23 protein-coding genes are annotated in these 24267 nt (G+C 71.1%); 15 read left to right on the plus strand and 8 right to left on the minus strand.

All coding sequences use genetic code 11. The features are described 5' to 3' along the window. Window position 1: 1 nt before the first annotated feature. Window positions 2-1288: an adenylosuccinate synthase gene (locus AB0N73_RS06175; protein ID WP_363561460.1), complete on the minus strand. Its 1287-nt coding sequence runs from the start codon at window positions 1286-1288 to the stop codon at window positions 2-4. A 210-nt stretch (window positions 1289-1498) separates the two neighbouring features. Between AB0N73_RS06175 and AB0N73_RS06180 the strand changes: the two genes are divergently transcribed. The 14 genes from AB0N73_RS06180 (at window position 1499) to AB0N73_RS06245 (ending at window position 16251) form a co-directional block, all read left to right on the plus strand. Further along, window positions 1499-2197: a DUF1684 domain-containing protein gene (locus AB0N73_RS06180; RefSeq protein WP_363561462.1), complete on the plus strand. Its 699-nt coding sequence runs from the start codon at window positions 1499-1501 to the stop codon at window positions 2195-2197. Between the two features lie 30 nt (window positions 2198-2227). After that, window positions 2228-3727: an ABC transporter substrate-binding protein gene (locus AB0N73_RS06185; RefSeq protein WP_363561464.1), complete on the plus strand. Its 1500-nt coding sequence runs from the start codon at window positions 2228-2230 to the stop codon at window positions 3725-3727. 66 nt (window positions 3728-3793) lie between these two features. Then, window positions 3794-4756 carry an ABC transporter permease gene (locus AB0N73_RS06190; protein ID WP_363561466.1) on the plus strand — a complete coding sequence of 321 codons (963 nt, stop codon included), beginning with the start codon at window positions 3794-3796 and terminating at the stop codon, window positions 4754-4756. Next, window positions 4753-5616, plus strand: coding sequence for an ABC transporter permease (locus AB0N73_RS06195; protein WP_363561468.1), 864 nt, complete (start codon window positions 4753-4755; stop codon window positions 5614-5616). The genes AB0N73_RS06190 and AB0N73_RS06195 overlap by 4 nt, the downstream gene beginning before the upstream one ends. After that, window positions 5613-6479 carry an ABC transporter ATP-binding protein gene (locus AB0N73_RS06200; protein WP_363561470.1) on the plus strand — a complete coding sequence of 289 codons (867 nt, stop codon included), beginning with the start codon at window positions 5613-5615 and terminating at the stop codon, window positions 6477-6479. Before AB0N73_RS06195 ends, AB0N73_RS06200 begins: the two co-directional genes overlap by 4 nt. After that, window positions 6476-7231 carry an ATP-binding cassette domain-containing protein gene (locus AB0N73_RS06205; RefSeq protein WP_363561472.1) on the plus strand — a complete coding sequence of 252 codons (756 nt, stop codon included), beginning with the start codon at window positions 6476-6478 and terminating at the stop codon, window positions 7229-7231. The genes AB0N73_RS06200 and AB0N73_RS06205 overlap by 4 nt, the downstream gene beginning before the upstream one ends. Window positions 7232-7452: 221 nt before the next feature. Beyond that, a complete protein-coding gene (locus AB0N73_RS06210; RefSeq protein WP_363561474.1) occupies window positions 7453-8118 on the plus strand; it encodes an SDR family oxidoreductase in 666 nt (221 codons plus the stop codon). A gap of 44 nt (window positions 8119-8162) precedes the next feature. After that, on the plus strand, window positions 8163-8831 hold the full coding sequence (locus tag AB0N73_RS06215) for a peptidylprolyl isomerase (protein ID WP_363561476.1): 669 nt from the start codon (window positions 8163-8165) through the stop codon (window positions 8829-8831). A gap of 339 nt (window positions 8832-9170) precedes the next feature. After that, window positions 9171-9971 (plus strand): aquaporin Z, encoded by an 801-nt coding sequence (gene aqpZ / locus AB0N73_RS06220; protein ID WP_363561478.1) that lies wholly within the window; start codon window positions 9171-9173, stop codon window positions 9969-9971. Between the two features lie 165 nt (window positions 9972-10136). Continuing rightward, the gene (gene argG / locus AB0N73_RS06225) at window positions 10137-11579 is read left to right on the plus strand and encodes an argininosuccinate synthase (protein WP_363561480.1); all 1443 of its coding nucleotides are present in this window, start codon (window positions 10137-10139) and stop codon (window positions 11577-11579) included. A gap of 362 nt (window positions 11580-11941) precedes the next feature. Beyond that, complete coding sequence (locus tag AB0N73_RS06230) at window positions 11942-12556, plus strand: TetR family transcriptional regulator (RefSeq protein ID WP_363561482.1); 615 nt, start codon at window positions 11942-11944, stop codon at window positions 12554-12556. Between the two features lie 71 nt (window positions 12557-12627). Further along, a complete protein-coding gene (locus tag AB0N73_RS06235; RefSeq protein ID WP_363561484.1) occupies window positions 12628-13248 on the plus strand; it encodes a hypothetical protein in 621 nt (206 codons plus the stop codon). Next, entirely contained in the window at window positions 13245-15113 is a 1869-nt protein-coding gene (locus AB0N73_RS06240; protein WP_363561486.1) for a YhgE/Pip family protein, read from the plus strand. The genes AB0N73_RS06235 and AB0N73_RS06240 overlap by 4 nt, the downstream gene beginning before the upstream one ends. Window positions 15114-15531: 418 nt before the next feature. Further along, complete coding sequence (locus tag AB0N73_RS06245) at window positions 15532-16251, plus strand: hypothetical protein (RefSeq protein ID WP_363561488.1); 720 nt, start codon at window positions 15532-15534, stop codon at window positions 16249-16251. Between the two features lie 186 nt (window positions 16252-16437). Here AB0N73_RS06245 and AB0N73_RS06250 read toward each other — a convergent pair whose 3' ends face one another. Continuing rightward, a complete protein-coding gene (locus tag AB0N73_RS06250; protein WP_363561490.1) occupies window positions 16438-17292 on the minus strand; it encodes an NAD(P)H-binding protein in 855 nt (284 codons plus the stop codon). 97 nt (window positions 17293-17389) lie between these two features. Here AB0N73_RS06250 and AB0N73_RS06255 point away from each other — a divergent pair, with 97 nt between their 5' ends. Next, on the plus strand, window positions 17390-17776 hold the full coding sequence (locus AB0N73_RS06255; RefSeq protein WP_363561686.1) for a helix-turn-helix domain-containing protein: 387 nt from the start codon (window positions 17390-17392) through the stop codon (window positions 17774-17776). A 69-nt stretch (window positions 17777-17845) separates the two neighbouring features. Here the strand turns inward: AB0N73_RS06255 and mnhG are convergent, their stop codons facing one another. The 6 genes from mnhG to AB0N73_RS06285 are packed head-to-tail and all read right to left on the minus strand — an operon-like array spanning window position 17846 to window position 24215. After that, window positions 17846-18232, minus strand: a complete 387-nt coding sequence (gene mnhG, locus AB0N73_RS06260) for a monovalent cation/H(+) antiporter subunit G (RefSeq protein ID WP_363561492.1) — start codon at window positions 18230-18232, stop codon at window positions 17846-17848. After that, window positions 18229-18495 (minus strand): monovalent cation/H+ antiporter complex subunit F, encoded by a 267-nt coding sequence (locus AB0N73_RS06265; RefSeq protein ID WP_363561494.1) that lies wholly within the window; start codon window positions 18493-18495, stop codon window positions 18229-18231. Before AB0N73_RS06265 ends, mnhG begins: the two co-directional genes overlap by 4 nt. After that, window positions 18492-19196: a Na+/H+ antiporter subunit E gene (locus AB0N73_RS06270; RefSeq protein ID WP_363561496.1), complete on the minus strand. Its 705-nt coding sequence runs from the start codon at window positions 19194-19196 to the stop codon at window positions 18492-18494. The genes AB0N73_RS06265 and AB0N73_RS06270 overlap by 4 nt, the downstream gene beginning before the upstream one ends. Continuing rightward, complete coding sequence (locus AB0N73_RS06275; RefSeq protein WP_363561498.1) at window positions 19193-20764, minus strand: Na+/H+ antiporter subunit D; 1572 nt, start codon at window positions 20762-20764, stop codon at window positions 19193-19195. Before AB0N73_RS06275 ends, AB0N73_RS06270 begins: the two co-directional genes overlap by 4 nt. Beyond that, window positions 20761-21315: a Na(+)/H(+) antiporter subunit C gene (locus tag AB0N73_RS06280; protein WP_363561500.1), complete on the minus strand. Its 555-nt coding sequence runs from the start codon at window positions 21313-21315 to the stop codon at window positions 20761-20763. Before AB0N73_RS06280 ends, AB0N73_RS06275 begins: the two co-directional genes overlap by 4 nt. Next, the gene (locus tag AB0N73_RS06285) at window positions 21312-24215 is read right to left on the minus strand and encodes a Na+/H+ antiporter subunit A (RefSeq protein WP_363561502.1); all 2904 of its coding nucleotides are present in this window, start codon (window positions 24213-24215) and stop codon (window positions 21312-21314) included. The genes AB0N73_RS06280 and AB0N73_RS06285 overlap by 4 nt, the downstream gene beginning before the upstream one ends. Between the last annotated feature and the right edge of the window lie 52 nt (window positions 24216-24267).

Raw genomic sequence — 24267 nt, forward strand, 5'->3', positions numbered from 1 at the left:
GTCAGTCGACGAGGTCGTGGCGCACGATGACCGCGTCGCGGGCCGGGCCCACGCCGATCACCGAGATGCGCGTACCGCTCATCCGCTCGAGGGCGAGCACGTAGTCGCGCGCGGCCTGCGGCAGATCCTCGAACGTGCGCGCGGTCGAGATGTCCTCGGCCCACCCCGGGTAGTACTCCAGGATGGGCGTCGCGTGGTGGAAGTCGGTCTGGTTGACCGGCACCTCGTCGAAGCGCGTGCCGTCGACGTCGTACGCCACGCAGACCGGGATCTCGTCGAGCCCGGTGAGGATGTCGAGCTTGGTGAGCACCAGGTCGGTGATGCCGTTGATGCGGGTGGCGTAGCGCGTGATCGGCGCGTCGTACCAGCCGACGCGGCGCGGGCGGCCGGTCGTCGTGCCGAACTCGAATCCGCGCGAGCGCAGCCACTCGCCCTGCTCGTCGAAGAGCTCGGTGGGGAACGGGCCCGATCCCACACGGGTCGTGTACGCCTTCACGATGCCCACGATGCGGTCGAGGCGGTTGGGCCCGACCCCCGATCCCGTGGCCGCGCCGCCGGCTGTGGCCGACGACGACGTGACGAAGGGGTAGGTGCCGTGGTCGACGTCGAGCATCGTGGCCTGGCCGCCCTCGAAGACCACCACGTCGCCGGCGTCGAGCGCCTCGCTCAGCAGCAGACCGGTGTCGCACACGAGCGGGCGCAGGCGGTCGGCGTACGACAGCAGATCCTCGACGATCTCGTCGACGGTGATCGCCCGCCGGTTGAAGACCTTGACCAGCAGGTGGTTCTTGCCGTCGAGGGCGCCCTCCACCTTCTGACGCAGGATGTTCTCGTCGAACAGGTCCTGGATGCGGATGCCGACGCGGTTGATCTTGTCGGCGTAGGCGGGACCGATGCCGCGGCCGGTCGTGCCGATCTGACGCTTGCCGAGGAAGCGCTCGGTGACCTTGTCGAGGGTGCGGTGGTACTGCGTGATGACGTGCGCGTTGGCGCTGACCCGCAGTCGCGAGATGTCGACGCCGCGGGCGGCGAGCGCCTCGAGCTCGTAGAACAGCACCTCGAGGTCGACGACCACGCCGTTGCCGATCACGGCGTTCACACCGGGCGACAGGATGCCGCTGGGCAGCAGGTGCAGGGCGTACTTCTCGTTGCCGATGACGACGGTGTGCCCGGCGTTGTTGCCGCCGTTGAACTTGACGACCCAGTCGGTGCGGTCCCCGAGCAGGTCGGTGGCCTTGCCCTTGCCCTCGTCGCCCCACTGGACGCCGACGATCACGATGCCTGGCATGGGTTCCCCCTGTATCGGTGGCAGATGGCCGGGCCGTGCGGCTCCGGCGGGAGCAGAACCCGCGGGGCGGGCCGTCCGCATCCATTCTATCGACCGGGGCGAATCGGCCGGGAGCGGGCGCACCGCGGGAATATCACGGGCCGGCGATGCATTGCCTCTCGTGACGGCCGATTCGGCCTCCTCCCCCACCCGATCGAGAATGGGTTCACCATGTCCGCATCCGACGACCACGCCCGCTGGCACGACGCGCGCGAACGCCAGGTGACCGCGCCGACCGGCAACCTCTCGCTCATCGAGACCCGGTGGACCGGCGACCGCCCCGACCTCGACGCGGCCCGCGCCGCGGCGGGTCCCACGATCCAGGTGACGCCCATCGAGCGCACCGGCATCGAGAGCGGGCTGCCCGAGCACGGTCTGCGGTTCTGGGATGCCGTGGCGCCCGCCATCCGCGCGTTCGAGCGCATCGACACGTACGCGTACGACCCCGCCTGGGTGCTCGAAGGACGCTTCACCCCGGTCGCCGAGGGCCGCACGGTCCCGTTCGAGCACATCCGCGACAACGGCGGCACGCGCGATCTCGTGGTGCCCGGCGACATCGCGCTGACGCTCGACGGCCAGGAGTACACGCTCGCCGCCTTCGACGACGGCGGGAAGCTCCTGCTCGTGTTCGGCGACCAGACCAACGGCTCCGAGACCTACGGGTCGGGCCGCTTCCTGTTCGTCACGCACGTCGAGGGCGACCCCGAGCGCGTCATCCTCGACTTCAACCGCGCCTTCGTGCCGCCCTGCGGCTTCTCCGCGCAGTACAACTGCCCCCTGCCTCCCGCCTCGAACCGGTTCCCCTTGCCGGTGCGTGCCGGGGAGAAGACCGTCGTGTTCCGCGACGGCTTCGACATCTACGCGGCCTGACCCGCCGCATCCACAGCACCTGGAGTACCCATGAGAAGACCCCTCATCGCCGTGTCCGCGGCCGCCGCGGCAGCCCTTCTGCTCGCCGGCTGCGCCTCCGGTGGCGACGACGCGGCGGATGCCTCGTCCGACGACGCCACGATCTACATCGGATCGCTCTACGAGCCGCAGAACCTCAGCAACACGCAGGGCGGCGGACAGGGCGTGACCGAGGCCTTCAACGGCAACGTCTACGAGGGGCTCTACAAGCTCACCGACGACGGCGAGGTCGAGCCGCTGCTCGCCGAGAACGCCGAGATCAGCGAGGACGGCCTGACCTACACGATCACGCTGCGCGACGGTGTGACGTTCCACTCCGGCAAGGAGCTGACCTCCGCCGACGTGAAGGCGAGCGTCGAGGCCGTCACGGCCGAGGACTCCAAGTCCGCGCGCAAGTCGAGCTTCGGCCCGATCGCCGACATCGCGACGCCCGACGAGAAGACCGTCGTCTTCACGCTCGAACAGCGCTCGATCTCGTTCCTCTACAACCTCAGCTACGTGTGGATCGTGAACGCCGAGGCGGGCGATCTCACCGAGACCGAGGACGGCACCGGCCCCTACACGCTGGACGAGTGGCGTCAGGGCAGCACGCTGACCCTCGACCGCTTCGACGACTACTGGGGCGAGCCCGCGAAGAACGGCGAGGTCGTCTTCACGTACTTCACCGACGCCACGGCCGAGAACAACGCGCTGCTGACCGGTGAGATCGACCTCATCACCAGCATCCAGAGCCCCGACTCGCTGACGCAGTTCGAGGGCAACGACGACTTCGTCGTGAGCGAAGGCACCTCTACCACCAAGGAGCTGCTGGCCTTCAACGACCGCGTCGCGCCCTTCGACAACACCCTCGTGCGCAAGGCCGTGTACTCGGCGGTCGACACCGAGAAGCTGCTGACCTCGATCTGGGGCGACTACGGAACGCTCATCGGCTCGATGGTCCCCCCGACCGACCCCTGGTACGTCGACCTGACCGACGTGAACCCCTACGACCCGGCGCTCTCCGAGCAGCTGCTCACCGAGGCGGGCTACCCGGACGGCTTCACGTTCACGCTCGACACCCCCAGCTACGACCCGCACCCGGCCGTCGCCGAGTTCCTGCAGTCGCAGCTGGCCGAGGTGGGCATCACGGTCGAGATCAACACGATCAGCGCCGACGAGTGGTACACCAAGGTCTTCCAGGAGCGCGACTTCGAGGCGACCCTCCAGGAGCACGTCAACGACCGCGACGTGGTCTGGTACGGGAACCCCGACTTCTACTGGGGCTACGACAACGCCGATGTGCAGCAGTGGGTGTCCGAGGCCGAGCAGGCCGAGAGCGCCGAGCAGCAGACTGAGCTGCTCACCCAGGTCAACGAGCAGATCGCGGCGGATGCGGCTAGCGTGTGGCTGTACCTGTACCCGCAGATCGTGGTCGCCGCCAGCGACCTCAGCGGCTACCCGGTCAACGGCCTAAACTCGCAGTTCTTCGCCTACGACATCGTCAAGTCCTGATCCGACGGAGGATGCCGGAGGCCGTTCGCGGCTTCCGGCATCCTTCTTCTTTTCCCCCGAGATCCGATGCTCCCCTACCTCCTCCGCCGCTCCGCGTTCCTCGTGGTGTCGCTGATCGTCGCCCTCGTGGTGATCTTCGTGCTGCTGCGGCTGCTGCCGGGAGACCCGGCGAACGCCCTGCTGTCGGTGGATGCGACGCCCGAGCAGATCGCGGCCGCGCGGGCGCAGGTCGGATCGGACCAGCCGCTGCTGCAGCAGTTCGCCACCTGGGCGGGGCACCTGCTGTCGTTCGACCTCGGCGAGTCCTACATCAGCTCCCGCCCGGTCGGCCCCGAGATCACCGCGCGCCTGGGCGTCACGCTGCCGCTCACCCTGCTCGCCTTCGCGCTGGCTCTCGTCGTCTCGCTCGTCGTCGGCATCACCGCCGCCGTGAAGGCCGACCGCTGGTACGGCACCGTGCTGAGCGGCTTCTCGCAGCTCGGTGTCGCCGTTCCCGTCTTCTGGGTCGGCGTGATCCTCGTCTGGATCTTCGCCCTCCAGCTGGGCCTGCTGCCCTCGGGCGGGTTCCCGCGCGACGACTGGGAGGATCCGGCCGACACCCTGCGCTCGCTCACCCTGCCGATCATCACGATCGCCATCGTCATGAGCGCGTCCCTCAGCCGCTACGTCCGTTCCGCGACGCTCGACGTGCTCGGCAGCGACTACCTGCGCACGGCCCGCGCGGGCGGCGCGGGCATGACCGAGGCGCTGCTGCGCCACGGAGTGCGCAACGGCGCCGTACCCGTCGTCGCGGTGCTCGGCATCGAGCTGTCCACGACGCTCCTCGGCGCGGTCGTCGTCGAGAGCGTGTTCACCCTGCCGGGCCTGGGCAGCATGCTGCTCACCGGCATCCAGCAACACGACTACGCCAACATTCAGGGCGTGCTCGTGGTCAGCACCCTCTTCGTGCTGCTCGTCGGCTTCGCCGCCGACATCGTGCAGCGCCTCATCGACCCGCGCCTGCGCACGAGCGTCTCGGGCAACCGATGAGCGGCGCCGTGCAGCAGATCGTGGATGCGCCCCCCACCGCATCCCGCCGACGCACCTCACTGACCCTCGTGGTGGGCATCGTGCTCACCGGGCTCGTCGTCGTCACCGCCATCGTCTCGCTGGTCTGGCTGCCCTATCCGCTCAGCGACATCAGCGGCGGACGCCTCGACGCACCGAGCCTCACGCATCCGCTCGGCACCGACCGGCTCGGACGCGACCTGCTCTCGCAGCTCATGGTCGGAGCCCGCATCGCGCTGACGGTCGGCGCCGGAGCGGTGCTGCTCGCGGGCGTGCTCGGCACGCTGATCGGACTCGCCACGGCGCTCGCCCGCCCCTGGCTCGACGACACCCTGTCGGCCGCGCTCGACGTGGTGATCGCTTTCCCGGTGCTGCTGCTCGCCATGCTGGTGGTCGCCGTACAGGGCGCGTCGCTGTGGTCGGCGATCCTCGCGATCGGGCTCGCGATGTCGGCGGTGATCGCCCGACTCACCCGCATCCTCGCCCGGCGCGTGCTGCAGGAGCAGTACGTGACCGCCGCGCGCACGAGCGGCACCGGCCTGCTCGGCATCGTGGGACGCCACGTGCTGCCCAACATCGCGCCCACGCTCGTCGTGAGCCTCGCCCTGCAGTTCGGGGTCGCCGTGCTGGCCGAGGCCAGCCTGTCGTACCTCGGCCTCGGCGCCCCGCCGCCCAACGCCTCCTGGGGACGCATGCTGCAGGAGGCGCAGGGCACCGTGCTGAGCGCACCGGTCGGCGCGATCGCCCCCGGCATCGCGATCGTCGCCCTCGTCCTCGGCGTCAACTTCCTCGCCGACGGCCTGCGCGACGTCACCGACCCCACGAGGCGGAGGGCCCGATGAGCCTGCTCGAGATCTCGGGACTCACGGTGCGCGCGGGCGCCACCGCCGTCGTCGACGACGTGTCGTTCGCCCTCGCCCCCGGCGAGCGCCTGGGGCTGATCGGCGAGTCCGGATCGGGCAAGTCGGTGACCTCGCTCGCTGCCGTCGGTCTGCTTCCCGGCGGACTCACCCCCTCCGGTTCGATCCGGCTCGACGGCCGCGAGGTCGTCGGCGCCTCGGATGCGGCGCTCCGCCCCCTGCGCGGTCCCGTCGCCCAGCTGGTCTTCCAGGAACCGCTCACCGCCCTCGACCCGCTCATGCGGGTGGGCGCGCAGATCGCCGAGCCGATCCGCCGGCACCGGGGTCTGCGCGGCCGCGCCCTGTCGGATGCCGTCGCCGCCGCGCTCGACGAGGTCGCGCTGCCCGAGCCGCGGATCGCGCGCTCCTATCCGCACGAGCTCTCGGGCGGCCAGCGCCAGCGCGTGGCGATCGCGATCGCCCTCGCGGCCCACCCGCGCCTGCTGATCGCGGACGAGCCGACAACCGCGCTCGATGTCACCGTGCAGGACGGCGTGCTGTCACTGCTCGAACGGCTCGTCGCCGAACGCGACATGGCGCTCCTGTTCATCAGCCACGACCTGGCGGTCGTCGCCCGTATGACCGAGCGCATCGTCGTGCTGCGTCACGGCGTCGCGGTGGAGGAGGGGCCGGTCGACCGCGTCCTGCGCGCGCCGCAGCATCCGTACACGGCCGCGCTGGTCGCGAGCGCGCGTGCCCTCGACGACGCCCTCGACGCCGGGGTGCCCGCATCCGGCGAGGCCGCGGGTGGCGCGGGTGCCGCATCCGGCGAGGCCTCCGCATCCGGCGAGGAGGGGCGCGCATGAGCATCCTCGAGCTGCGCGGCGCCGGCTACGCCTACGGCTCCCACCGCGTGCTCGACGACGTGTCACTGCGCGTCGGCGAGGGCGACTCGGTGGGCCTGGTGGGCGAGTCGGGCGCGGGCAAGTCCACGATCCTGCGGCTGCTCCTGGGGCTGTCCGCCCCGCGCGAGGGCGCCGTCCTCTTCGACGACGCTCCGCTCGACCTCCGCGACCGCGCCCTCATGCGTCGCTTCCGGGCGAGCGTGCAGCCGGTGTTCCAAGACCCGTACTCGTCGCTCGACCCGCGCCAGCGCGTCGACCGGATCGTCGGCGAGCCGCTGCGCTCGCTCGGCCTCGCGCGGGGGGATGACGCCGCGCAGCGCGTGGCCGAGGCCGTCTCCGCCGTGGGGCTCGACGCCGACACCCTCGGCCGGTACCCGCACGAGTTCTCCGGCGGCCAGCGGCAGCGCATCGCGATCGCGCGGGCGATCGTCTCCCGCCCGCGCGTCCTCCTCGCGGACGAACCGGTCAGCGCCCTCGACGTGACGACCCGCGTGCAGGTCATCGACCTGCTCGCGCAGCTGCGCCACGAGAACGGGCTCACGCTCGTCATGGTGTCGCACGATCTGAGCGCCGTCGCCGCGGTGTGCGACCGCACGGTCGTGCTGCAACACGGACGCGTGGTGGAGGAGGCCCCGACCTCCCGCATCCTCACCGATGCCCGCACCGACTACGCCCGCCGCCTCGTCGCCGCCGTCCCCCGCCTCCCCCGTTAGCCCGCTAATCCGCCCCGCCGCCCCGCCGTGTGCGCCGACATCCCCCATCCCCCTCGCCGAGTGAGCATCCGATCGGCGAATGAGCACCCGATCGGATGCGCACTCACGAAACGGGTGCTCGCTCGGCGAGAGATGAGGAGCGAGGCCCCGCCACGCCCACCCCGAGCGAGAGCCGCGGCAGGCGCGGGCGGGGATGGGGATGGGGATGACATGCTGGAGCGATGCCCCTTGCTCTCGTGACCGGAGCGGCGCGCGCCGACAGCATCGCCGCGGGCGTCGTCGCGCGCCTGCGTGCCGACGGCTGGGATGTCGCGACGAGCGACCTGGCCGACGCCGACTTCCCCTGCGATCTCGCCGCACCCGACGCGCCGGAGGAGCTGATCGCGACCGTGCGGCGGCAGCGCGGCCCGCTCGACGCGCTCGTCCTCAGTCACGCGCATGACGTCGAGTCCGGCGCGCTCGACACGTCCGTCGAGAGCTTCGACCGGCATATGGCCGTCAACGCCCGCGCCAGCATGCTGCTCATCGCGGCCTTCGCGCGGCAGGCACCGACTACCGGCGGGGCCATCGTGGCGTTCACGAGCGATCACACGACCGGCAATATGCCGTACGGCGCATCCAAGGCCGCGCTCGATCGCATCGTCATCTCCGCGGCGCGCGAGCTGGGCCCGCGGGGCATCTCGGCGACCGTGGTGAACCCCGGCCCGATCGACACCGGATGGATGACGCCCGACATCCGCGACGCCCTGCTGCCCGCGCAGCCGCTCGGTCGCCTCGGCACTCCGCGCGACATCGGCGCCCTCACCTCGTTCCTGCTGTCGGACGAGGGCCGCTGGGTCTCCGGCCAGCTGCTGCACGCCGACGGTGGCTTCTCGGCTCGCTACTGACCACCCCGCCACGGGTGTTCACCCGGCCTCGATACGCTGATCGCATGCGCCTCCGTCTCGCCGCCGCTCCGCTGGCCGCCCTCGCCCTCGTCCTGCTCGCGGGATGCGCCACCACGGCCCCGCAGACGACGCCCGATGCCACGACCGGCGGCGGCGACGCGTCGCTCGGCTGCGTCTACACCCCGGGTGGCTCTGCCGCGCGCGACGTCGCGGCGCCGGGACCCGAGCCCACCGCCGTCGGCACGATCGCCGCGACGCTCGAGACCTCGGCCGGCGACATCCCCCTCACTCTCGACGCCGAGCGCACGCCGTGCACGGTCGGCAGCTTCGTCTCGCTCACGGAGCAGAGCTACTACGACGACACCGTCTGCCACCGCCTCACCACCTCCGGCATCTATGTGCTGCAGTGCGGCGACCCGAGCGGCACCGGTCGCGGCGGTCCGGGCTACTCCTACGACGACGAGCTCGACGGCACCGAGACCTACCCCGCGGGCACCGTGGCCATGGCCAACGCGGGCCCGGGCACCAACGGTTCGCAGTTCTTCCTCGTGTACGAGGACAGCCAGTTGCCGCCGGCCTACACGGTCTTCGGGCAGATGGATGAGGCCGGTCTCGCGGTCGTGCAGCAGATCGCCGCGGCCGGCACCGACAGCGGCGCCGGCGACGGCGCACCGGCGACGCCCGTCACCATCACCGGCATCACGATCGGCTGACCCCGCGCGGGGCTCGCCCGGTCCCCCGCAGCGCCCACCCCATCCCGCGAGCGCCCCCTCCATCTCGCCAGCGCCCACCCCATCCCGCGAGCCGAGGATGATCGGCCCACACGAGGACGCGGGCCGCGCATTCATCCTCGTCTCGGCCGATCCTCCGCACGCCGGCAGGCGCACCCGGCTCCACACACCGGCACCGCCTCCGCACACCGGCCCCCGCACGCCGGATGCCGGATGCCGCCCGCCCCTGTCGGGGAGCACGGTCCGCGCGCTATCGTTCGGGCAGCAACGACGCCGTTGCGCGAGTGAGCAAGGACGTTGACCGACACGAAGGAGTGTCCGATGAGCAATGATCCGCATCCCGAACCGGCCGTCGCCTCGACGCGCCTCGACCATTCGCCGGCGCCGGCCGGGCCCTCGAGAGCGGCCACCTGGTTGGCCGAGCTCCTCGGCACCTACGTGCTCGTTCTCGGTGGGGTGGGCGCCGCCCTGTTCGCGGCGGACTTCGGTGCGAGCGAGAACGGAACGTCTCTCGGCATCGGGTTCGTGGGCGTCTCGCTCGCCTTCGGTCTGACGGTGGTCGCCGGCGCCTACGCGTGGGGGCCGATCTCGGGCGGCCACTTCAACCCCGCCGTCACGCTCGGCCTCGCCGCCGCGGGACGCGTGACCTGGGCATCGACGCCGAGCTACATCGCCTCGCAGCTGCTCGGCGGCGTGCTGGCCACCTCCACCATCGTCGCCATCGGCGCGTCGGGAAACGCCGACTGGCTCCGCGCGGCGACCGAGGGCGGGTTCGCGAGCAACGGCTACGGCGAGCTCTCGCCGGGCGGCTTCGGCATCGGTGCGGCGATCATCGCCGAGGTGATCCTGACGGCTCTGTTCGTCCTCGTCATCCTGGGGGTCACGCACCGCACCCGCGGCACCGGATTCGCGGGCCTCGCGATCGGGCTCACGCTCACCCTCATCCACCTCGTCTCGATCCCGATCGACAACACGTCGGTCAACCCGGCGCGCTCGATCGCCGCCGCGATCTACGGCGGCTCGGATCCGTTCGCGCAGCTCTGGGTCTTCATCGTGTTCCCGATCGTCGGGGCGCTCATCGCCGGCGTCGTCCACCGGTTCCTCCTCGAGGGCCGCGACTGACCCCATCCCCATCCCCATCCCCACCCCCACGCCGCCGCCGCCGAGTGAGCACCTAATCAGCCACTGAGCACCCGATCGGATGCTCACTCGGCGAACGGGTGCTCGCTCGGCGGTCGGGATGGCAGCGAGCACGAGGGAGGGCGCGCGCTCAGTAGGATTGGAGCCATGTCCAAGGTCCTGCAGTCCCTCCCCGTCGGCGAGCGCGTCGGCATCGCGTTCTCGGGAGGGCTCGACACCTCCGTGGCGGTCGCCTGGATGCGCGACAAGGGCGCCGTGCCCTGCACGTACACGGGCGATCTCGGCCAGCCGGATGAGGATGACATCGAGTCGATCCCGGGCCGCGCCCTGCAGTACGGGGCCGAGGTGTCCCGACTCGTCGACTGCAAGACCGCGCTGGTCGAAGAGGGCTTCGTCGCCCTCGCGTGCGGTGCGTTCCACATCCGCTCGGGCGGTCGCACCTACTTCAACACCACGCCGCTCGGCCGCGCCGTCACCGGCACGCTGCTCGTGCGCGCGATGAAGGACGACGGCGTCGACATCTGGGGCGACGGCTCGACCTACAAGGGCAACGACATCGAGCGGTTCTACCGCTACGGCCTGCTCGCCAACCCCGCGCTGCGCATCTACAAGCCGTGGCTCGATGCGGACTTCGTCACCGAGCTCGGCGGCCGCAAGGAGATGAGCGAGTGGCTCGTCGAGCACGGCTTCCCCTACCGCGACAGCGTGGAGAAGGCGTACTCGACGGACGCCAACATCTGGGGCGCCACGCACGAGGCCAAGACGCTCGAGCACCTCGACGTCTCGCTCGAAACCGTCGAACCGATCATGGGCGTGCGGTTCTGGGACCCGGCCGTCGAGATCGCCACCGAGGACGTCACGGTCCGCTTCGAGGGCGGTCGCCCGGTGGCCCTCAACGGCGTCGAGTACACCGACCCGGTGGCACTGGTCTTCGATGCCAACCGCATCGGCGGACGCCACGGCCTCGGCATGAGCGACCAGATCGAGAACCGCATCATCGAGGCCAAGTCGCGCGGCATCTACGAAGCGCCCGGCATGGCTCTGCTGTTCATCGCGTACGAGCGACTCGTCAACGCGATCCTCAACGAGGACACCCTCGCGACGTACCACGAGCAGGGCCGCCGACTCGGGCGCCTCATGTACGAGGGCCGCTGGCTCGAGCCGCAGTCGCTCATGCTCCGCGAGTCCATCCAGAAGTGGGTCGGCTCCACCATCACGGGCGAGGTCACCCTGCGCCTGCGCCGCGGCGAGGACTACTCGGTGCTCGACACGACGGCACCGACCATGTCCTACGGCCCTGAGAAGCTGTCGATGGAGCGGGTCGGCGACGCCGCCTTCGGCCCCATCGACCGCATCGGCCAGCTCACGATGCGCAACCTCGACATCGCTGACTCGCGCACGCGCCTGGAGCAGTACGCGGGCCTCGGCCTCATCGGCGGCGCCACCGGCGCGCTCGTCGGCGAACTGCGCCGCGGCGAAGGTGCGGAGATCACCGAGCACGCGTCGCCGTTCGACAGCGCGCGCGAGGACCTCGCCGAGGCGACGGACGCCGCCAGCGAGTCCGCCGCGTTCGACTCCGGCACCGACTGACGCCCCTCCCGACGCGAAGCGGCCCGCTCCATCCCCTGCGGATGAGGCGGGCCGCTTCTCCTTGTGGCGCCGGCTCTCGGGGCCGCCCCGCCCGGCCTCGGCCGCCGCCCGGTCCGCCCGGTACGCGCGCCGCCGGCCCTGCACGCCCGGTCTGCGCGCCGCTGGCCTGCACAACGGCGGATCGGCAGGCCGACACGCCTCCGATCGCACGCCGGATGCGGGGTGTCGCGGCGCGACGTCCGCCGTTGTGCACCGACCGCCGGCAGCCCACAGCCCAGCACCCGAGCCAGCACCTCCTCACCCGCCCCGCCCCCATCGACAACTTGCACACATGTGTGCACATTGGGAGTAGACTCCCCGTCATGACCGTCGCCGCCCCCGCACGCCGTGATGCGCAGCGCAATCGCTCCGCGCTCGTCGCGGCCGCACAAGCCGTGCTCGCCCGTGATCCGCACGCCTCGATCGACGCCATCGCGCGCTCGGCGGGCCTCAGTCGTCGCGCCGTCTACGGGCACTTCGCCGACCGCGAGGCCCTCATCCACGAGCTGATCCTCTCCGGGGCCGAGCGCTTCAACGTGCTCGCCGCCGAGACATCCGCCGACACGTCCGCCCCGCTCGCCCTCGCACGCCTCACCGCCCGGCTCTGGGATGAGGCGGCCGAGGTGCAGGTGGCCGCAGCGCTCGCCCTCGACGATGCCCACGTCGCACACACCGCCGCGTCCCTCGCCCCGCTGCGCCGCCGCGTCATGACCATCGTCCGCGCGGGGCAGGATGCGGGTGAGCTGCGCACCGACATCGCCCCGCCGACGCTCGCCCGGCTGATCGAGGAAGCCGCCCGCACCGTCATCACGCGCCTCGACGCGACATCGGTGCTCGCCCGGTCGCTGGCGGTCCGTACCGTCCTCAGCATCGCGGGTCTGTCCTGGCGTGAGTCGGTCGAGCTGCTCGAGGCGCACCCCGAGCTGGTGTCCGAGTGAACCGCGTCGAGGTGCTCGGGGTCTCCAAGGGGCGCGGCGGCCAGGCCCTCCCTCGCACGACGCTCACGTATATGCGCGGAGAGGCACATCTCGCCACCGCCGAGACCGAACAGCGTCCGACCGTCCTCGGGCTCATCGCCACGGGGCGGATGCGGCCCGATTCCGGCATCGTCCTCATCGACGGCGACGAGAACGCATCCGCGCTGCGCCGCCGCGTCGCGCTCATCGATGCGCCCGAGGTCTCCGATCCCGCGTCCAACGTCACGGTCGGCACGGTCGTCGCCGAGGAGCTCATGTTCGCCGGTCGCGCGTCGCATCCCCTCGCCACCCGCGCCTGGCTCGGCGATGCCGGCCTTCTCGCCGACCTCCGCACCCCGATCGCCGACATCGCCCCGGCGGACCGCATCCGCCTGCTGCTGGAGCTCAGCGTCCTGCGCCCGGGCGTCGAGGGCGTCGTGCTGGTCTCCCCCGACCGACACGGCGGCGATCCCCACGTGTGGTGGTCGCTCGCCGAGGACTTCGCCGCGCGCGACCTCGCGGTGCTCGTGATCGCCGGTGCCGCGGCGGGCGCGGTGCTGGCGGGTCGAGCCCGACGCGCCGAGTCCCCCGACCTCGACACCTCCTCCCCCGACTCATCGCGTACCGCCGAGACGGCGACCGACGCGACATCCGACGAGAGCAGCATCCGATGAAGATCCCCGCGATGATCGTCGCCGAGCTGCGGCGGCTCACATCCACGCGCATGTCCGTCATCGCGCTCATCGCGCTGATGTGCGTGCCGGTCCTCTACGGCGGGCTCTACCTCTGGGCGAACCAGGATCCGTACGGACGGCTCGACCAGGTGCCCGTCGGGCTCGTGGTCGAGGACACCGGCGCGAGCGACACGGGTTCGGGCGGCGACGGCTCGACGACGAACTTCGGCGACGAGGTGGCCGACAACCTGGTGTCGGACGGCACGTTCGACTGGCAGCGGATGTCGGCCGACGGAGCCGCCGACGCCCTCGCGCACGGCGCCGTCGACTTCACCGTCACCATCCCCGCGGACTTCTCGTCGGCGCTGCTGTCGGCGGCCGGCAGCGATCCTCAGCAGGCGACGCTCGCACTCGCCACGAACGACGCGAACAACTACCTGGCATCCACGATCGGCTCGCAGGCGATCGAGAAGATCCGCACCTCGGTGGCCGAGATGGTGGGCGCCCAGGCAGCGGGCCGGCTGCTGACCGCGATCTCCGACATCCGCGGCAACCTGGTGACGGCCGCCGACGGCGCCTCGCAGCTCACCGACGGCACGGGCACCGCGCTGTCGGGCGCGACGGAGCTCTCGGGCGGTGCCTCGCAGCTCGCGGACGGCACCGCGGCGCTCTCGGACGGCGCATCGCGGCTCTCCGGGGGCGCCTCGCAGCTCGTGGCCGGGGCACAGCAGGTCGCCGCGGGCACGGCTACGCTCGACGGCTACGCCGATCGCGCGGGAGCGGCCGCGCAGAGCCTGGTCGACGACCTCCCCGCCATCCGCACCGCGATCGCCGACGACCTGGCCGCCCGCGGCCTCACCCCCGCCGAGATCGACGCGGTCCTGGCGCGGCTGGATCCGCTCGCGGGCGACATCTCCTCGGCCAACGCCACCGTGCAGTCGGCGGTGGGCCAGGTCGACCGCCTGGCCGCCGGCGCGGGTCAGGTCTCGCAGGGCGCGTCCGATCTCGCGGCGGGTGCGGCGACTCTGGCGGATGGGGCGGCTCAGGCCGCATCCGGCGCCGCCCAGCTGCGCGACGGCACCGGCACCCTCGCCTCGGGTCTCGGCACCCTCGAGTCGGGCGCGGCGCAGCTCCGCGACGGACTGACGTCGGGCGTCGCGCAGATCCCCGAGTCCGATGCCGACCTGCGGCAGCAGCAGGCCGACACGATCGCCGATCCGGTGCAGATCGAATCGAGCAAGGTGGCCTCGGCGGCCGATTACGGCGCGGGGCTCGCCCCGTTCTTCGCCGCCCTCGCGGGGTGGATCGGCATCTACGCGCTGTTCCTGATCGTCAAGCCGATCTCGCGTCGCGCGATCACGGCGCTGCATTCGCCGCTGCGCATCACCGTCGCCGGATGGCTGACGCCCGGGCTGCTCGGCGGCATCCAGATGGTCGCGCTGTTCGGCGTGCTGTCGCTCGCCCTCGGGTTCACCTTCGCGAATCCTCTCGCGACACTCGGCATCCTGGTGCTCGCCTCGCTGACGTACGCCGCGATCATCCTGGCGCTCAACGTGTGGCTGGGGTCGGTCGGTCAATTCCTGGGCTTGGTGCTCATGGTGCTGCAGCTCGTGACCGCGGGCGGCACCTTCCCCTGGCAGACGCTCCCCGCGCCGCTGGCCGGGCTGCATCATGTGCTGCCGATGGGATACGTCGTCGATGCCATGCGCCAGCTCATGTACGGCGGCGACATCGCGCGGATCGGCGGCGACATCGCGATCCTCCTCGTGTGGATGCTGGTGGCCCTGGGCTTCGCGGCGATCGGCGTCACCCGCATGACCCACCGTCGCACCCTCCGCGACCTGGCCCCCAGCCTCATCGGCTGACCCCCGGCGGGCTGGTCCGGCTCGGCCGGTCCGGCTCGGTCGGTCCGGCTCGGCCGGGCGGCTCGGCCAGGCCCGCCTAGCCGGACCCGCGAGACAGCACTTTCGCGCCGAGACGGTGGGTTTAATCCGCTGTCTCGGCGCGAAAGTGCCGTCTCGCGGATGGGGCACCGGGAGCGCCCGCGACGGGACGGACAGGGTGCGCGTCCAGGGTTTGCCCAGGTCAATGGCACGAACCGTCCAGAATCGACGCCTAGCGTGGCCGGGTCCTCGCCGCCACCCGACCGCGAGGCCCGCCCCATCGACGGGGCCGCCAGCCTGCCTCCCGCTGACACCGCCCGCGCGCCGCGTCGCCCGGATCGGCGTCGTGCCTGCGCGCCATCGCGCGCTCGTGCAGGATCCGCCCGATCTGGGAGACCCATTGCCCGCTTTCACCCGTTCCCTCACTGTCGCCGCGGTGCTCGCCGCATCCATCCTGAGCGCCAGTCCCGCTCTCGCGGCCACTCCCGGACCCGTGCCGTCCTCGTCCTCCGCCGCCACCGAGACCCGCGCCGTCGACCTCGACGCGCAGTTCTACCTGACGATCGCGCGGGCCACCGCGAGCTCGTCGGCCGGCAAGGTCGACACCGCCGAGCTGCAGAAGGAGATCGACCGGCTCGCGGACTCCGAGGAGCTCTCGGATGCTGTCGCCGAGGCATCCATCGGCGTGCTTCGCAGCGCGACCACCCGCACGGCCTCGGCGCGCGACGCGTACGACGCGCAGGTCGCCGCCGAGCAGGCGGCAGCAGCCGCCGCGGCCCAGGCCGCAGCCGAGGCCCTGGCACAGGCAAACACCCCCGACGGGGCCCGCGCGAGCGCTCGCTCGCTCGCGGCATCGCAGTACGGATGGGGCGACGATCAGTTCTCGTGCCTCGACTCGCTGTGGCAGAAGGAGTCCGGCTGGAACTTCGAGGCGTACAACGCCGGCAGCGGTGCCACCGGCATCCCGCAGTCGCTGCCCGGCTCGAAGATGGCGTCGGCCGGCGCCGACTGGCAGACGAACGCCGCCACGCAGGTCGCCTGGGGCCTCGACTACATCTCCCGCGCCTACGGCACTCCCTGCGCCGCGTGGGGTCACTCCCAGTCCACCAACTGGTACTGAACCACCCTTCCCAGAACCGCGAGACAGCACTTTCGCGCCGAAACCGTGGGTTTAACCCGCAGTCTCGGCGCGAAAGTGCTGTCTCGGCGATCGGGCGTCCGGGCCGGGCCGGGGCGGGCCCGGGCGACCGGGCCGGGCCGGGGCGGGCCGGGCGCCCCCGACCCCGCCCGACCCCGACCCCGACCGTCAGACGAGGGGGCGGAGGGCGGCGACGAGGGAGGTCGTCGGGCGGCCGATGAGGCCGGAGAGGGTGCGGTCGGAGGAGTCGAGCGCACCGGCGGCGATGCCCGCGTCGAGAGCGGCGACGAAACCGATCGTGCCCTCGTCGAGGCCCGCGGCGGTGAGGCCCGTGCGCAGGTCGTCCTCGCTCAGCGGCTGGTACACGACCTCGCGGCCGGTGACCTCGGCCGCGGCGGCGGCGAGCTCCGCGTAGCCGAACGACTCGTCGCCCGCCAGCTCGAGCACCTGGCCGAGGCGCGCGTCGTCGAGGATCGCGGCGGCCGCCGCCTCGGCGTAGTCGAGGCGCGATGCACCGGCGACCCGGCCGTCACCCACCGCTGCCGCGATCACACCGGTCTCGGCCGCGCGCGCCACGTCGCCCGCGTAGTTCTCGATGTACCAGTTGTTGCGCAGCAGCACGAAGGGCACTCCGGATGCGGCCAGCGCCTGCTCGGTCGCCACGTGCTCGGGCGCGAGCGGCAGCGTGCTCTCGGTGGCGCCGTAGACGCTCGTGTACGCGATGCCCGTCACGCCCGCGGCGGCTGCGGCGTCGATGACGGCCTTGTGCTGCTCGGTGCGCTTGCCGACCTCGGAGCCCGAGACGAGCACGAGGCGGTCGATGCCGACCAGTCCGGCCTCGAGCGTGGCCGGTGCGTCGTAGTCGAAGGCGACGACGCGAACTCCGCGCTCGGCGAGGTCGGTCGCCTTCGCGGGCGTGCGCACACCCGCGACGATGTCGGATGCGGAGACGCCGCGAGCGAGCAGGCTGTCGACGATGAGGCGGCCGAGCTGACCGCTGGCGGCGGAGACGAGAATGGTCATGAGGGTTCCTTCCCTAGAGGGTCCCCTGCTGCAGCGATGCGCCGGTTCCGAGCATTCCCGCCCTTGGGTACCCACTTTCGCGTAAGGTACCAACGTGATGGTTAGTCTTGCGGGAATCCGGGAAGAGCATCCTGGCGTCTTCGCCGCCGCGTGCCCCACACGCACCGTGCTCGATCACGTCATGAGCCGTTGGGGCGTGCTCGTGCTGTCGGAGCTGTCCGAGGGCACCCGGCGCTGGGGTGAGCTCCGGCGCAGTGTCGAGGGCATCAGCGAGAAGATGCTGGCGACGACCCTTCGCACGCTCACCGCCGACGGCATCGTCGCCCGGGAGTCGTTCCCGACCGTGCCCCCGCACGTCGAGTACCGGCTGACGCCCCGCGGCTGGGAGCTCATGGAGCGGATGCTGCCGCTGCTGTCGTGGATCGCCGACAACGCGGACGACATCGTCGCCGCCGACGACCACGCGGTGCCCGCCGCCCGCTGACGCAGCCCCAGGCTCCGCCGCTGACGCATCCCCGGGCCCGCACGGCACCCGGCGAGAACTCCGGCGCGCTCAGCGTGCGTCGGGCGGGTTCTCGCGGTCGCGGGCGAGCTCGTCGACGTACAGCGCCTTCTCGTCGATCGTGCGGTTGCGGTACGCCTGACGCCCGACCATGTGCGCCGAGAGCGGTGCCGTGGCGAGCTGGATCAGCACGATCGGCACGAGGAAGGCGACCGCCGCCCAGCTGCGCAGCGACAGCGCGACGGCCAGGCAGATGAGGATGAGTCCGAGCACCTGCGGCTTGGTGGCCGCGTGGAGTCTCGTCGGCACATCGTGGAAGCGCAGCAGACCGATGGCCGCGGTGAGGCACAGCAGCGCGCCCAGCAGGATCAGCACGAGCGCCGCGCTGTCGAGCACGGTGTCCCAGACGGTGGGTTCGGTCACGACGGTCGCGATCATCGGTTCGCGTCCTTTCGAGCGACGAATCGTGCGATCGAGATCGATCCGAAGACGCCGACGGCGGCGATGATGAGGAGCACCGGGAGCGTCCGGGTGTGGTGGTTGATGGCCATCTCGGCCCCCAGCACGCACATCAGCTCGGTCAGCAGCACGTCGGACGCCACCGCGCGGTCGAGGATCGAGGGACCGACGATGATCCGCCAGAGGGTCAGCAGGGCCGCGACGGCGAAGACGATGTAGATCGCGATGAGCAGGGGGTTCATCGACCGCCTCCGTTCGAGGGCGAGTTCGCGCCCGACGACGGGCCGGCGCCCGAGCCCGAAGACCCGACGCTCGAAGACCCCGACCCCGACCCCGTGCTCGGCACCGCATCGCCGGATGACGGGTCACTCGATCGCGGGATGGGGGCGAGGGTGCGCAGATGCGCCACCTGCGCACGGGAGCCGACGGCACGCACGATGCGACGTTCCCACCGCAGGACGCTGCGCCGCTGCGATTCGACGTCCGCATCCGAGCGCACACCGATCACGTGCAGGTAGAGCACGCGGCGATCCCGGTCGATGTCGACCACGAGCGATCCCGGGATGAGCGACGCAGTGACGGCGGTGTGGGCCAGGATCAGCTCGTCGTCGAGGTCGAGCGGCACGGCGATGACGGCCACGCCGGGGTAATGCCAGGGGTTCAGCACCTGCCAGGCCACCGTCAGCGAGCCCTTGACGAGGGCCCCGAGGAAGGTGAGCAGGAAGATCGCGCCGTACCAGGGGTTCACGCGGCCCGACAGCTCGACGGGAGGAAGCCGGTACACGCGGGTGACGATGATCGCGGCGATGAGCCCGGTGAGGAAGGCCACGACCGTGAACTGGCCCCAGAGCAGCATCCACAGGGCGATGAGCCAGACGAAGAAGGGCAGCTGGCGCCACGTCTGCGCGAGCAGGCCCTTCTTCCCCATCAGGTGGCGCTTCATCCGTCGACCTCCAGGACGGCCTGGTCTTCGTCCAGCTGCACGATGTGCACCGGGTCGAGAAGAGCATCGCCGATGCGCGCGCAGATGTCGTAGAGCGGTCCGGCGAACACCGTGAGGGCCACCGTGACGCCCACCATGCCGGCGGTCGCCGCCGTCATGACGCGCGGGATGGCGCGGCGCTCGGTCTGGATGCCGGCGGCCGGCGCGTCGCCCAGGTACGACACGCGTGCCTCGACCTCGGGCTCCTCCGCCTCGTCCTCACGCCAGAATCCGAGGTTCCAGGCGCGCATGAGGGCGTAGAGCGTGAGGAGCGACGTGACGACACCGCCGACGATCAGCACGATCATGAGGGGTGTTCCCACCTCGGCGGCGGCGTCGAACAGGGCGTACTTGCCGATGAAGCCGGAGAACGGCGGAAGTCCGCCGAGGTTCACCGCGGGGATGAAGTACAGCACCGCGATGACGGGCGCCGCACGCATGAGTCCCTTGAGCTTGAGGATCGAGGTGCTGCCCGCCCGGCGCTCGATGAGGCCGACCGCGAGGAACAGGGTGGTCTGCACCACGATGTGGTGGACCATGTAGTAGATCGTCGCGCCGATGGCCGCGGGCGTCGCGATCGCCAGGCCGAACACCATGTAGCCGATGTGGCTGACGAGCGTGAACGACAGGATGCGTTTGAGCTCCGCCTGCGCCACGGCGCCCAGCACTCCCACGATCATCGTCGCGAGCGCCACGATCATCAGCAGGGTGTTGACGTCGTTGTCGGGGAAGAGCTGCGTCTCGGTGCGGATGAGCGCGTAGACACCCACCTTGGTCAGAAGACCCGCGAAGACGGCCGTGACGGGCGCCGGTGCGGTCGGGTACGAGTCGGGCAGCCAGAACGACAGCGGGAAGACGGCGGCCTTGATGGCGAACGCCAGGAGCAGCATCAGGTGCAGGGTGAGCTGCACCTCTTGCGGCAGCTCCCCCATCCGTTCGGCGATCTGCGCCATGTTCACGGTGCCGAGCGCGCCGTAGATCACCGCGATCGAGGCCAGGAACAGGATCGACGAGACGAGCGAGACGACGATGTAGACGATGCCCGCACGGATGCGCGACTCGGTGCCGCCCAGGGTGATCAGCACGTACGAGGCGACGAGGAGGATCTCGAATCCGACGTACAGGTTGAACAGGTCGCCCGCGATGAACGCGTTGAAGATACCGGCCGACAGGATGAGGTACGACGGGTGGAAGATCGAGACCGGCGTCTCTTCGTCGCCGTCCGCCGCGCCCTGTCCGACGGAGAAGAGCAGGACCGCGAGCAGCACGACGCTCGAGACGAGCACGAGGAGCGCGGCCAGGCGGTCGACGTACAGCACGATGCCGAACGGGATGGGCCACCCGCCGACGGAGACGGCCAGCGGTGTGCCGTTGTCGACGACGTACAGCAGCACCGCGGCGATGACCATGACCGCGGTCAGGGTCGTGAGCGAGACGCCGACCTGCACGCGGCGTCGCCGGGCGAAGACGAGGTTCAGGGCAGCACCGATCAGCGGCAGGGTCACAAGGAGGGGGACGAGGGCTGTCATCGTTCTCCTCCTTCCGTCTGGTCGTCCGATGAGTCGCGCGGGGCGGGGCGGTCGGTGGGGGCGTCATCCCGGATGCCCGAGAAGTCCCGGTTGCCGAGGACGGTGATGGGGATGCTGGCGGCGTCGAGGAAGTCCGTGGTGGCGTCGTCGTCCTCCTCGGTGATCTCCACGTCGAGGGCCTCGTCGGTCTCGGCACCGCGGCCGCGCAGAGCGACATCCTCGGCGTCGTCCTCGACGGTGTCGGCCTGACCCAGCTGCCAGGAGCGGTAGATCAGGGCCAGGAGGAATGCCGAGACGGCGAACGTGATGACGATCGCGGTGAGGGTGAGCGCCTGCGGCAGCGGGTCGGAGTAGGTCTCGGGATCGACGCCCTCCTCGAAGAACGCTCCCGTCCCGGGCTGTCCCATGACGATCAGCAGCAGCAGGTTCGCCGCGTTGCCGAGCAGCAGGAATCCGATGAGAACGCGCGTGAGGCTGCGCTCGAGCATGGCGTAGACGCCGCACGCGAAGAGCACGGCCATGACGATGACGAGGACGGCGGAGACGGTCATGATGTCTTCACCCCTCGCTCGGCGAGCTCCTGCGTCTGACGGTCGACCTCGGCACCGAGGCTGCGGAGCACGTCGAGGACGAGTCCGATGACGACCAGGTACACGCCGATGTCGAAGATCGTCGACGTGACGAACTCGACGTGGCCGAGCACCGGGATCTCGGCTTCGAAGAAGGTGCTGGTGAGCGGGTCGACGCCGAAGAACAGCGGCACGATCGCCGTGCCGACGGCGAGCAGCATGCCGATGCCGAGCAGCCGTCCGGCATCCGTCGGGGCGGCGGCGCCGAGCTCGTAGCGTCCCCCGGCGACGTAGCGCATGACCAGCGCCATGCCCGCGATGAGCCCGCCCGCGAACCCGCCGCCGGGCAGGTTGTGGCCGGCGAAGAGCACGTAGAGCGACACGATGATGATCGAGTGGAACAGGATCCGCACCACGACCTCGAGCAGCAGCGATCGGTTCTCGGGCCGGACGCGGGCTCCGCCGACCAGCCAGGCGCGCCGGCCGCTCTCACCCTGACCCTGCGGGCGCACACCCTCGGCGGTCTCGAGCAGCGGGCGTCGGTTCGGGATGCGGGGCAGCGGACGCGTGAAGTCCGACAGCGTGTCGGAGCGGTGGGTGACGAAGACGAGCGATGCCACACCGGTCGCCGCGAGGATGAGCACCGAGAGCTCGCCCATCGTGTCCCAGCCGCGAAGATCGACCAGCGCGACGTTGACGACGTTGCGGCCGTGGCCCAGTTCGTAGGCGAGTTCGGGGAACGACAGCGACACCGGCTGCGCCACCCGGGCGCTCGTGGCGACCACCGCGACCAGGGCCATCGTGAGGCCCACGCCCGCCGCGAGCACCGCGCGGGCCACCGGGGCGACCGAGGCGTTGTGATCGCCCATCTGGGCCGGGATGCGGCGCAGCACCAGCGCGAAGGCGACCAGGGTGACCGTCTCGACCAGGACTTGGGTGAGCGCGAGGTCGGGCGCCCCGCTCGTGGCGAACAGCAGCACCATGCCGAGCCCGGTGACCGAGACCAGCACGACGCCCGTGTAGCGCTTGCGCGCCTGCACGGCCATGATGCCGGCGATGATCATGAGCGGCGCGATGAACACCTGCGTCGGCGACTGCCAGGCCTCGAGCTGCAGACGCCACTCCGGCGTCGAGAGCAGCACGGTGCCCTGCGAGACGACGAAGACGAGGAAGATCGTGCCGACGTATACGGGCAGCGACCCGCGCTGGGTCAGGCTCGTGGTCCACACCGAGACGCGCGCGATGATGCGCAGCACCGCGTTGTACGCCTCGGTCGCGGTGAAGGGCAGCACTCGGCGACGCGAGGCCCACCGCACGCGCAGCGCCAACCAGAAGACGAAGGCGCCGAGCACGAGCGTGCCGATCGACAGGAAGAGCGCGGGCTCCCAGCCGTGCCAGAGCGCCAGGTGCGTCACGTGGTCGGTGGCCGCGGGCGCCGTCTCGGCGTAGAGGGTGAAGGCGGTGTCGATCCAGGGTGCCGCGAGTCCCGAGAGGAGCGTCAGACCCGAGAGCACGATGGGCGCCAGCAGGAAGCCCACGGGCGGGTCGGGCCACTCGGTGCGGTCGAGCGGAGCGCCCGCCGCATCCTTCTTGGTCCAGAACGCGCCCCAGATGAAGCGGATGCCGTAGGCCGCGGTGAGCACGGAGCCCGCCAGCACGCCGATGAGCGCGGCGAGCGCCCAGGGCGATCCGTCGTCCAGGAACGCGGCGAGCGCGGACTCCTTCGCGACGAAGCCGATCGTGGGGATGACGCCCGCCATCGAGCACACGGCGATGATGCTGAACACCGCCAGGGTGGGCGCTTGGCGTCCGACACCCGAGAGCTCGCCGATGTTGCGCGTGGACAGCTGACGGTCGATGACGCCGACCACCAGGAAGAGCGACGACTTGAACAGCGCGTGGCTGAGGAGCAGGGCGAGACCGGCGAGCGCCGCCTCCCGCGTGCCGAAGCCGATGACCACGGTCAGCAGACCCAGCTGGCTCACCGTGCCGAAGGCCAGCAGACGCTTGAGGTCGCTCTCGCGCAGCGCCTGGATGCCGCCGAGCAGCATCGTGAAGACGCCGAGGCTCACCACGATCGGTCGCCACGGCTCGGCGATCGCGAAGACCGGGGCGAGGCGGGCGATGAGGTAGATGCCGGCCTTCACCATGGCGGCCGCGTGCAGGTAGGCGCTGACCGGGGTGGGGGCGGCCATCGCGCCGGGCAGCCAGAAGTGGAAGGGGAAGATCGCCGACTTGCTGAGCGCGCCGACGAGGATCATGACGAGCGCCGCGTTCACGACCGCGCCGGAGGGCGCCTGGGCGAGGATCGACGACAGGCTCGTCGTGCCCGCTTCGACGACCAGCAGCACGACGCCGATCAGCATCACGAGTCCGCCGAGGGTCGTGACGAGCAGCGCCTGGAGGGCCGCGCGGCGGCTGACGCCGCGGGCGTGGTAGTAGCCGATCAGCAGGTACGACAGGACGCTGGTGATCTCCCAGAACATGACCAGCACGACGATGTCGTCGGTCAGCACGAGCCCGTACATGGCTCCTGAGAAGGCCAGCAGCACGGCCGAGAACTGCCCGAGGCCGGCGCTCTTGCCCGCGAAGTACCAGCGGCAGTAGAGCATCACGAGGGCGCCGACGCCGGTGACGATCAGCGCCATCACCCACCCGAGCATGTCCATGCGCATCGAGAGCGCGAGACCGAGGCTGGGAATCCAGTCGTATGACTCGAAAGGAATGTCTCCGGCGAGCACCTGCGGGCCGAGCCACGCGGTGTAGCCGAAGGCGATCGCCGGGAGAACGGCGGCCACCGTGAAGGCGCGAGCCCCGATCCGAGCCACGAGCCACGGCAGCAGAAGGGGAACCAGGGCGAACGCAGCCAGGAGTACCAGCATGTGCGGCCTCCTCGGGGTCGTCGGGCTCCGTGCAGGGCGGAGCGCTCAGGCG

The organism is Microbacterium sp. NPDC089189 (genome assembly GCF_040685095.1).
In the GTDB taxonomy this organism is placed as follows: Bacteria; Actinomycetota; Actinomycetes; order Actinomycetales; family Microbacteriaceae; genus Microbacterium.

Excerpts from the sequence above, each read along its gene's own strand:
- AB0N73_RS06250 (WP_363561490.1), bottom strand. The coding sequence starts at position 17,292 with ATGACCATTCTCGTCTCCGCCGCCAGCGGTCAGCTCGGCCGCCTCATC.
- aqpZ (WP_363561478.1), top strand. The coding sequence starts at position 9,171 with ATGAGCAATGATCCGCATCCCGAACCGGCCGTCGCCTCGACGCGCCTC.
- AB0N73_RS06180 (WP_363561462.1), top strand. The coding sequence starts at position 1,499 with ATGTCCGCATCCGACGACCACGCCCGCTGGCACGACGCGCGCGAACGC.
- AB0N73_RS06255 (WP_363561686.1), top strand. The coding sequence starts at position 17,390 with ATGGTTAGTCTTGCGGGAATCCGGGAAGAGCATCCTGGCGTCTTCGCC.
- AB0N73_RS06275 (WP_363561498.1), bottom strand. The coding sequence starts at position 20,764 with ATGACAGCCCTCGTCCCCCTCCTTGTGACCCTGCCGCTGATCGGTGCT.
- AB0N73_RS06210 (WP_363561474.1), top strand. The coding sequence starts at position 7,453 with ATGCCCCTTGCTCTCGTGACCGGAGCGGCGCGCGCCGACAGCATCGCC.
- AB0N73_RS06235 (WP_363561484.1), top strand. The coding sequence starts at position 12,628 with ATGCGCGGAGAGGCACATCTCGCCACCGCCGAGACCGAACAGCGTCCG.
- AB0N73_RS06200 (WP_363561470.1), top strand. The coding sequence starts at position 5,613 with ATGAGCCTGCTCGAGATCTCGGGACTCACGGTGCGCGCGGGCGCCACC.
- AB0N73_RS06185 (WP_363561464.1), top strand. The coding sequence starts at position 2,228 with ATGAGAAGACCCCTCATCGCCGTGTCCGCGGCCGCCGCGGCAGCCCTT.
- AB0N73_RS06190 (WP_363561466.1), top strand. The coding sequence starts at position 3,794 with ATGCTCCCCTACCTCCTCCGCCGCTCCGCGTTCCTCGTGGTGTCGCTG.
- AB0N73_RS06280 (WP_363561500.1), bottom strand. The coding sequence starts at position 21,315 with ATGACCGTCTCCGCCGTCCTCGTCATCGTCATGGCCGTGCTCTTCGCG.
- AB0N73_RS06215 (WP_363561476.1), top strand. The coding sequence starts at position 8,163 with ATGCGCCTCCGTCTCGCCGCCGCTCCGCTGGCCGCCCTCGCCCTCGTC.
- argG (WP_363561480.1), top strand. The coding sequence starts at position 10,137 with ATGTCCAAGGTCCTGCAGTCCCTCCCCGTCGGCGAGCGCGTCGGCATC.
- AB0N73_RS06195 (WP_363561468.1), top strand. The coding sequence starts at position 4,753 with ATGAGCGGCGCCGTGCAGCAGATCGTGGATGCGCCCCCCACCGCATCC.
- AB0N73_RS06230 (WP_363561482.1), top strand. The coding sequence starts at position 11,942 with ATGACCGTCGCCGCCCCCGCACGCCGTGATGCGCAGCGCAATCGCTCC.
- AB0N73_RS06270 (WP_363561496.1), bottom strand. The coding sequence starts at position 19,196 with ATGAAGCGCCACCTGATGGGGAAGAAGGGCCTGCTCGCGCAGACGTGG.
- AB0N73_RS06175 (WP_363561460.1), bottom strand. The coding sequence starts at position 1,288 with ATGCCAGGCATCGTGATCGTCGGCGTCCAGTGGGGCGACGAGGGCAAG.
- AB0N73_RS06240 (WP_363561486.1), top strand. The coding sequence starts at position 13,245 with ATGAAGATCCCCGCGATGATCGTCGCCGAGCTGCGGCGGCTCACATCC.
- AB0N73_RS06265 (WP_363561494.1), bottom strand. The coding sequence starts at position 18,495 with ATGAACCCCCTGCTCATCGCGATCTACATCGTCTTCGCCGTCGCGGCC.
- AB0N73_RS06285 (WP_363561502.1), bottom strand. The coding sequence starts at position 24,215 with ATGCTGGTACTCCTGGCTGCGTTCGCCCTGGTTCCCCTTCTGCTGCCG.
- mnhG (WP_363561492.1), bottom strand. The coding sequence starts at position 18,232 with ATGATCGCGACCGTCGTGACCGAACCCACCGTCTGGGACACCGTGCTC.
- AB0N73_RS06205 (WP_363561472.1), top strand. The coding sequence starts at position 6,476 with ATGAGCATCCTCGAGCTGCGCGGCGCCGGCTACGCCTACGGCTCCCAC.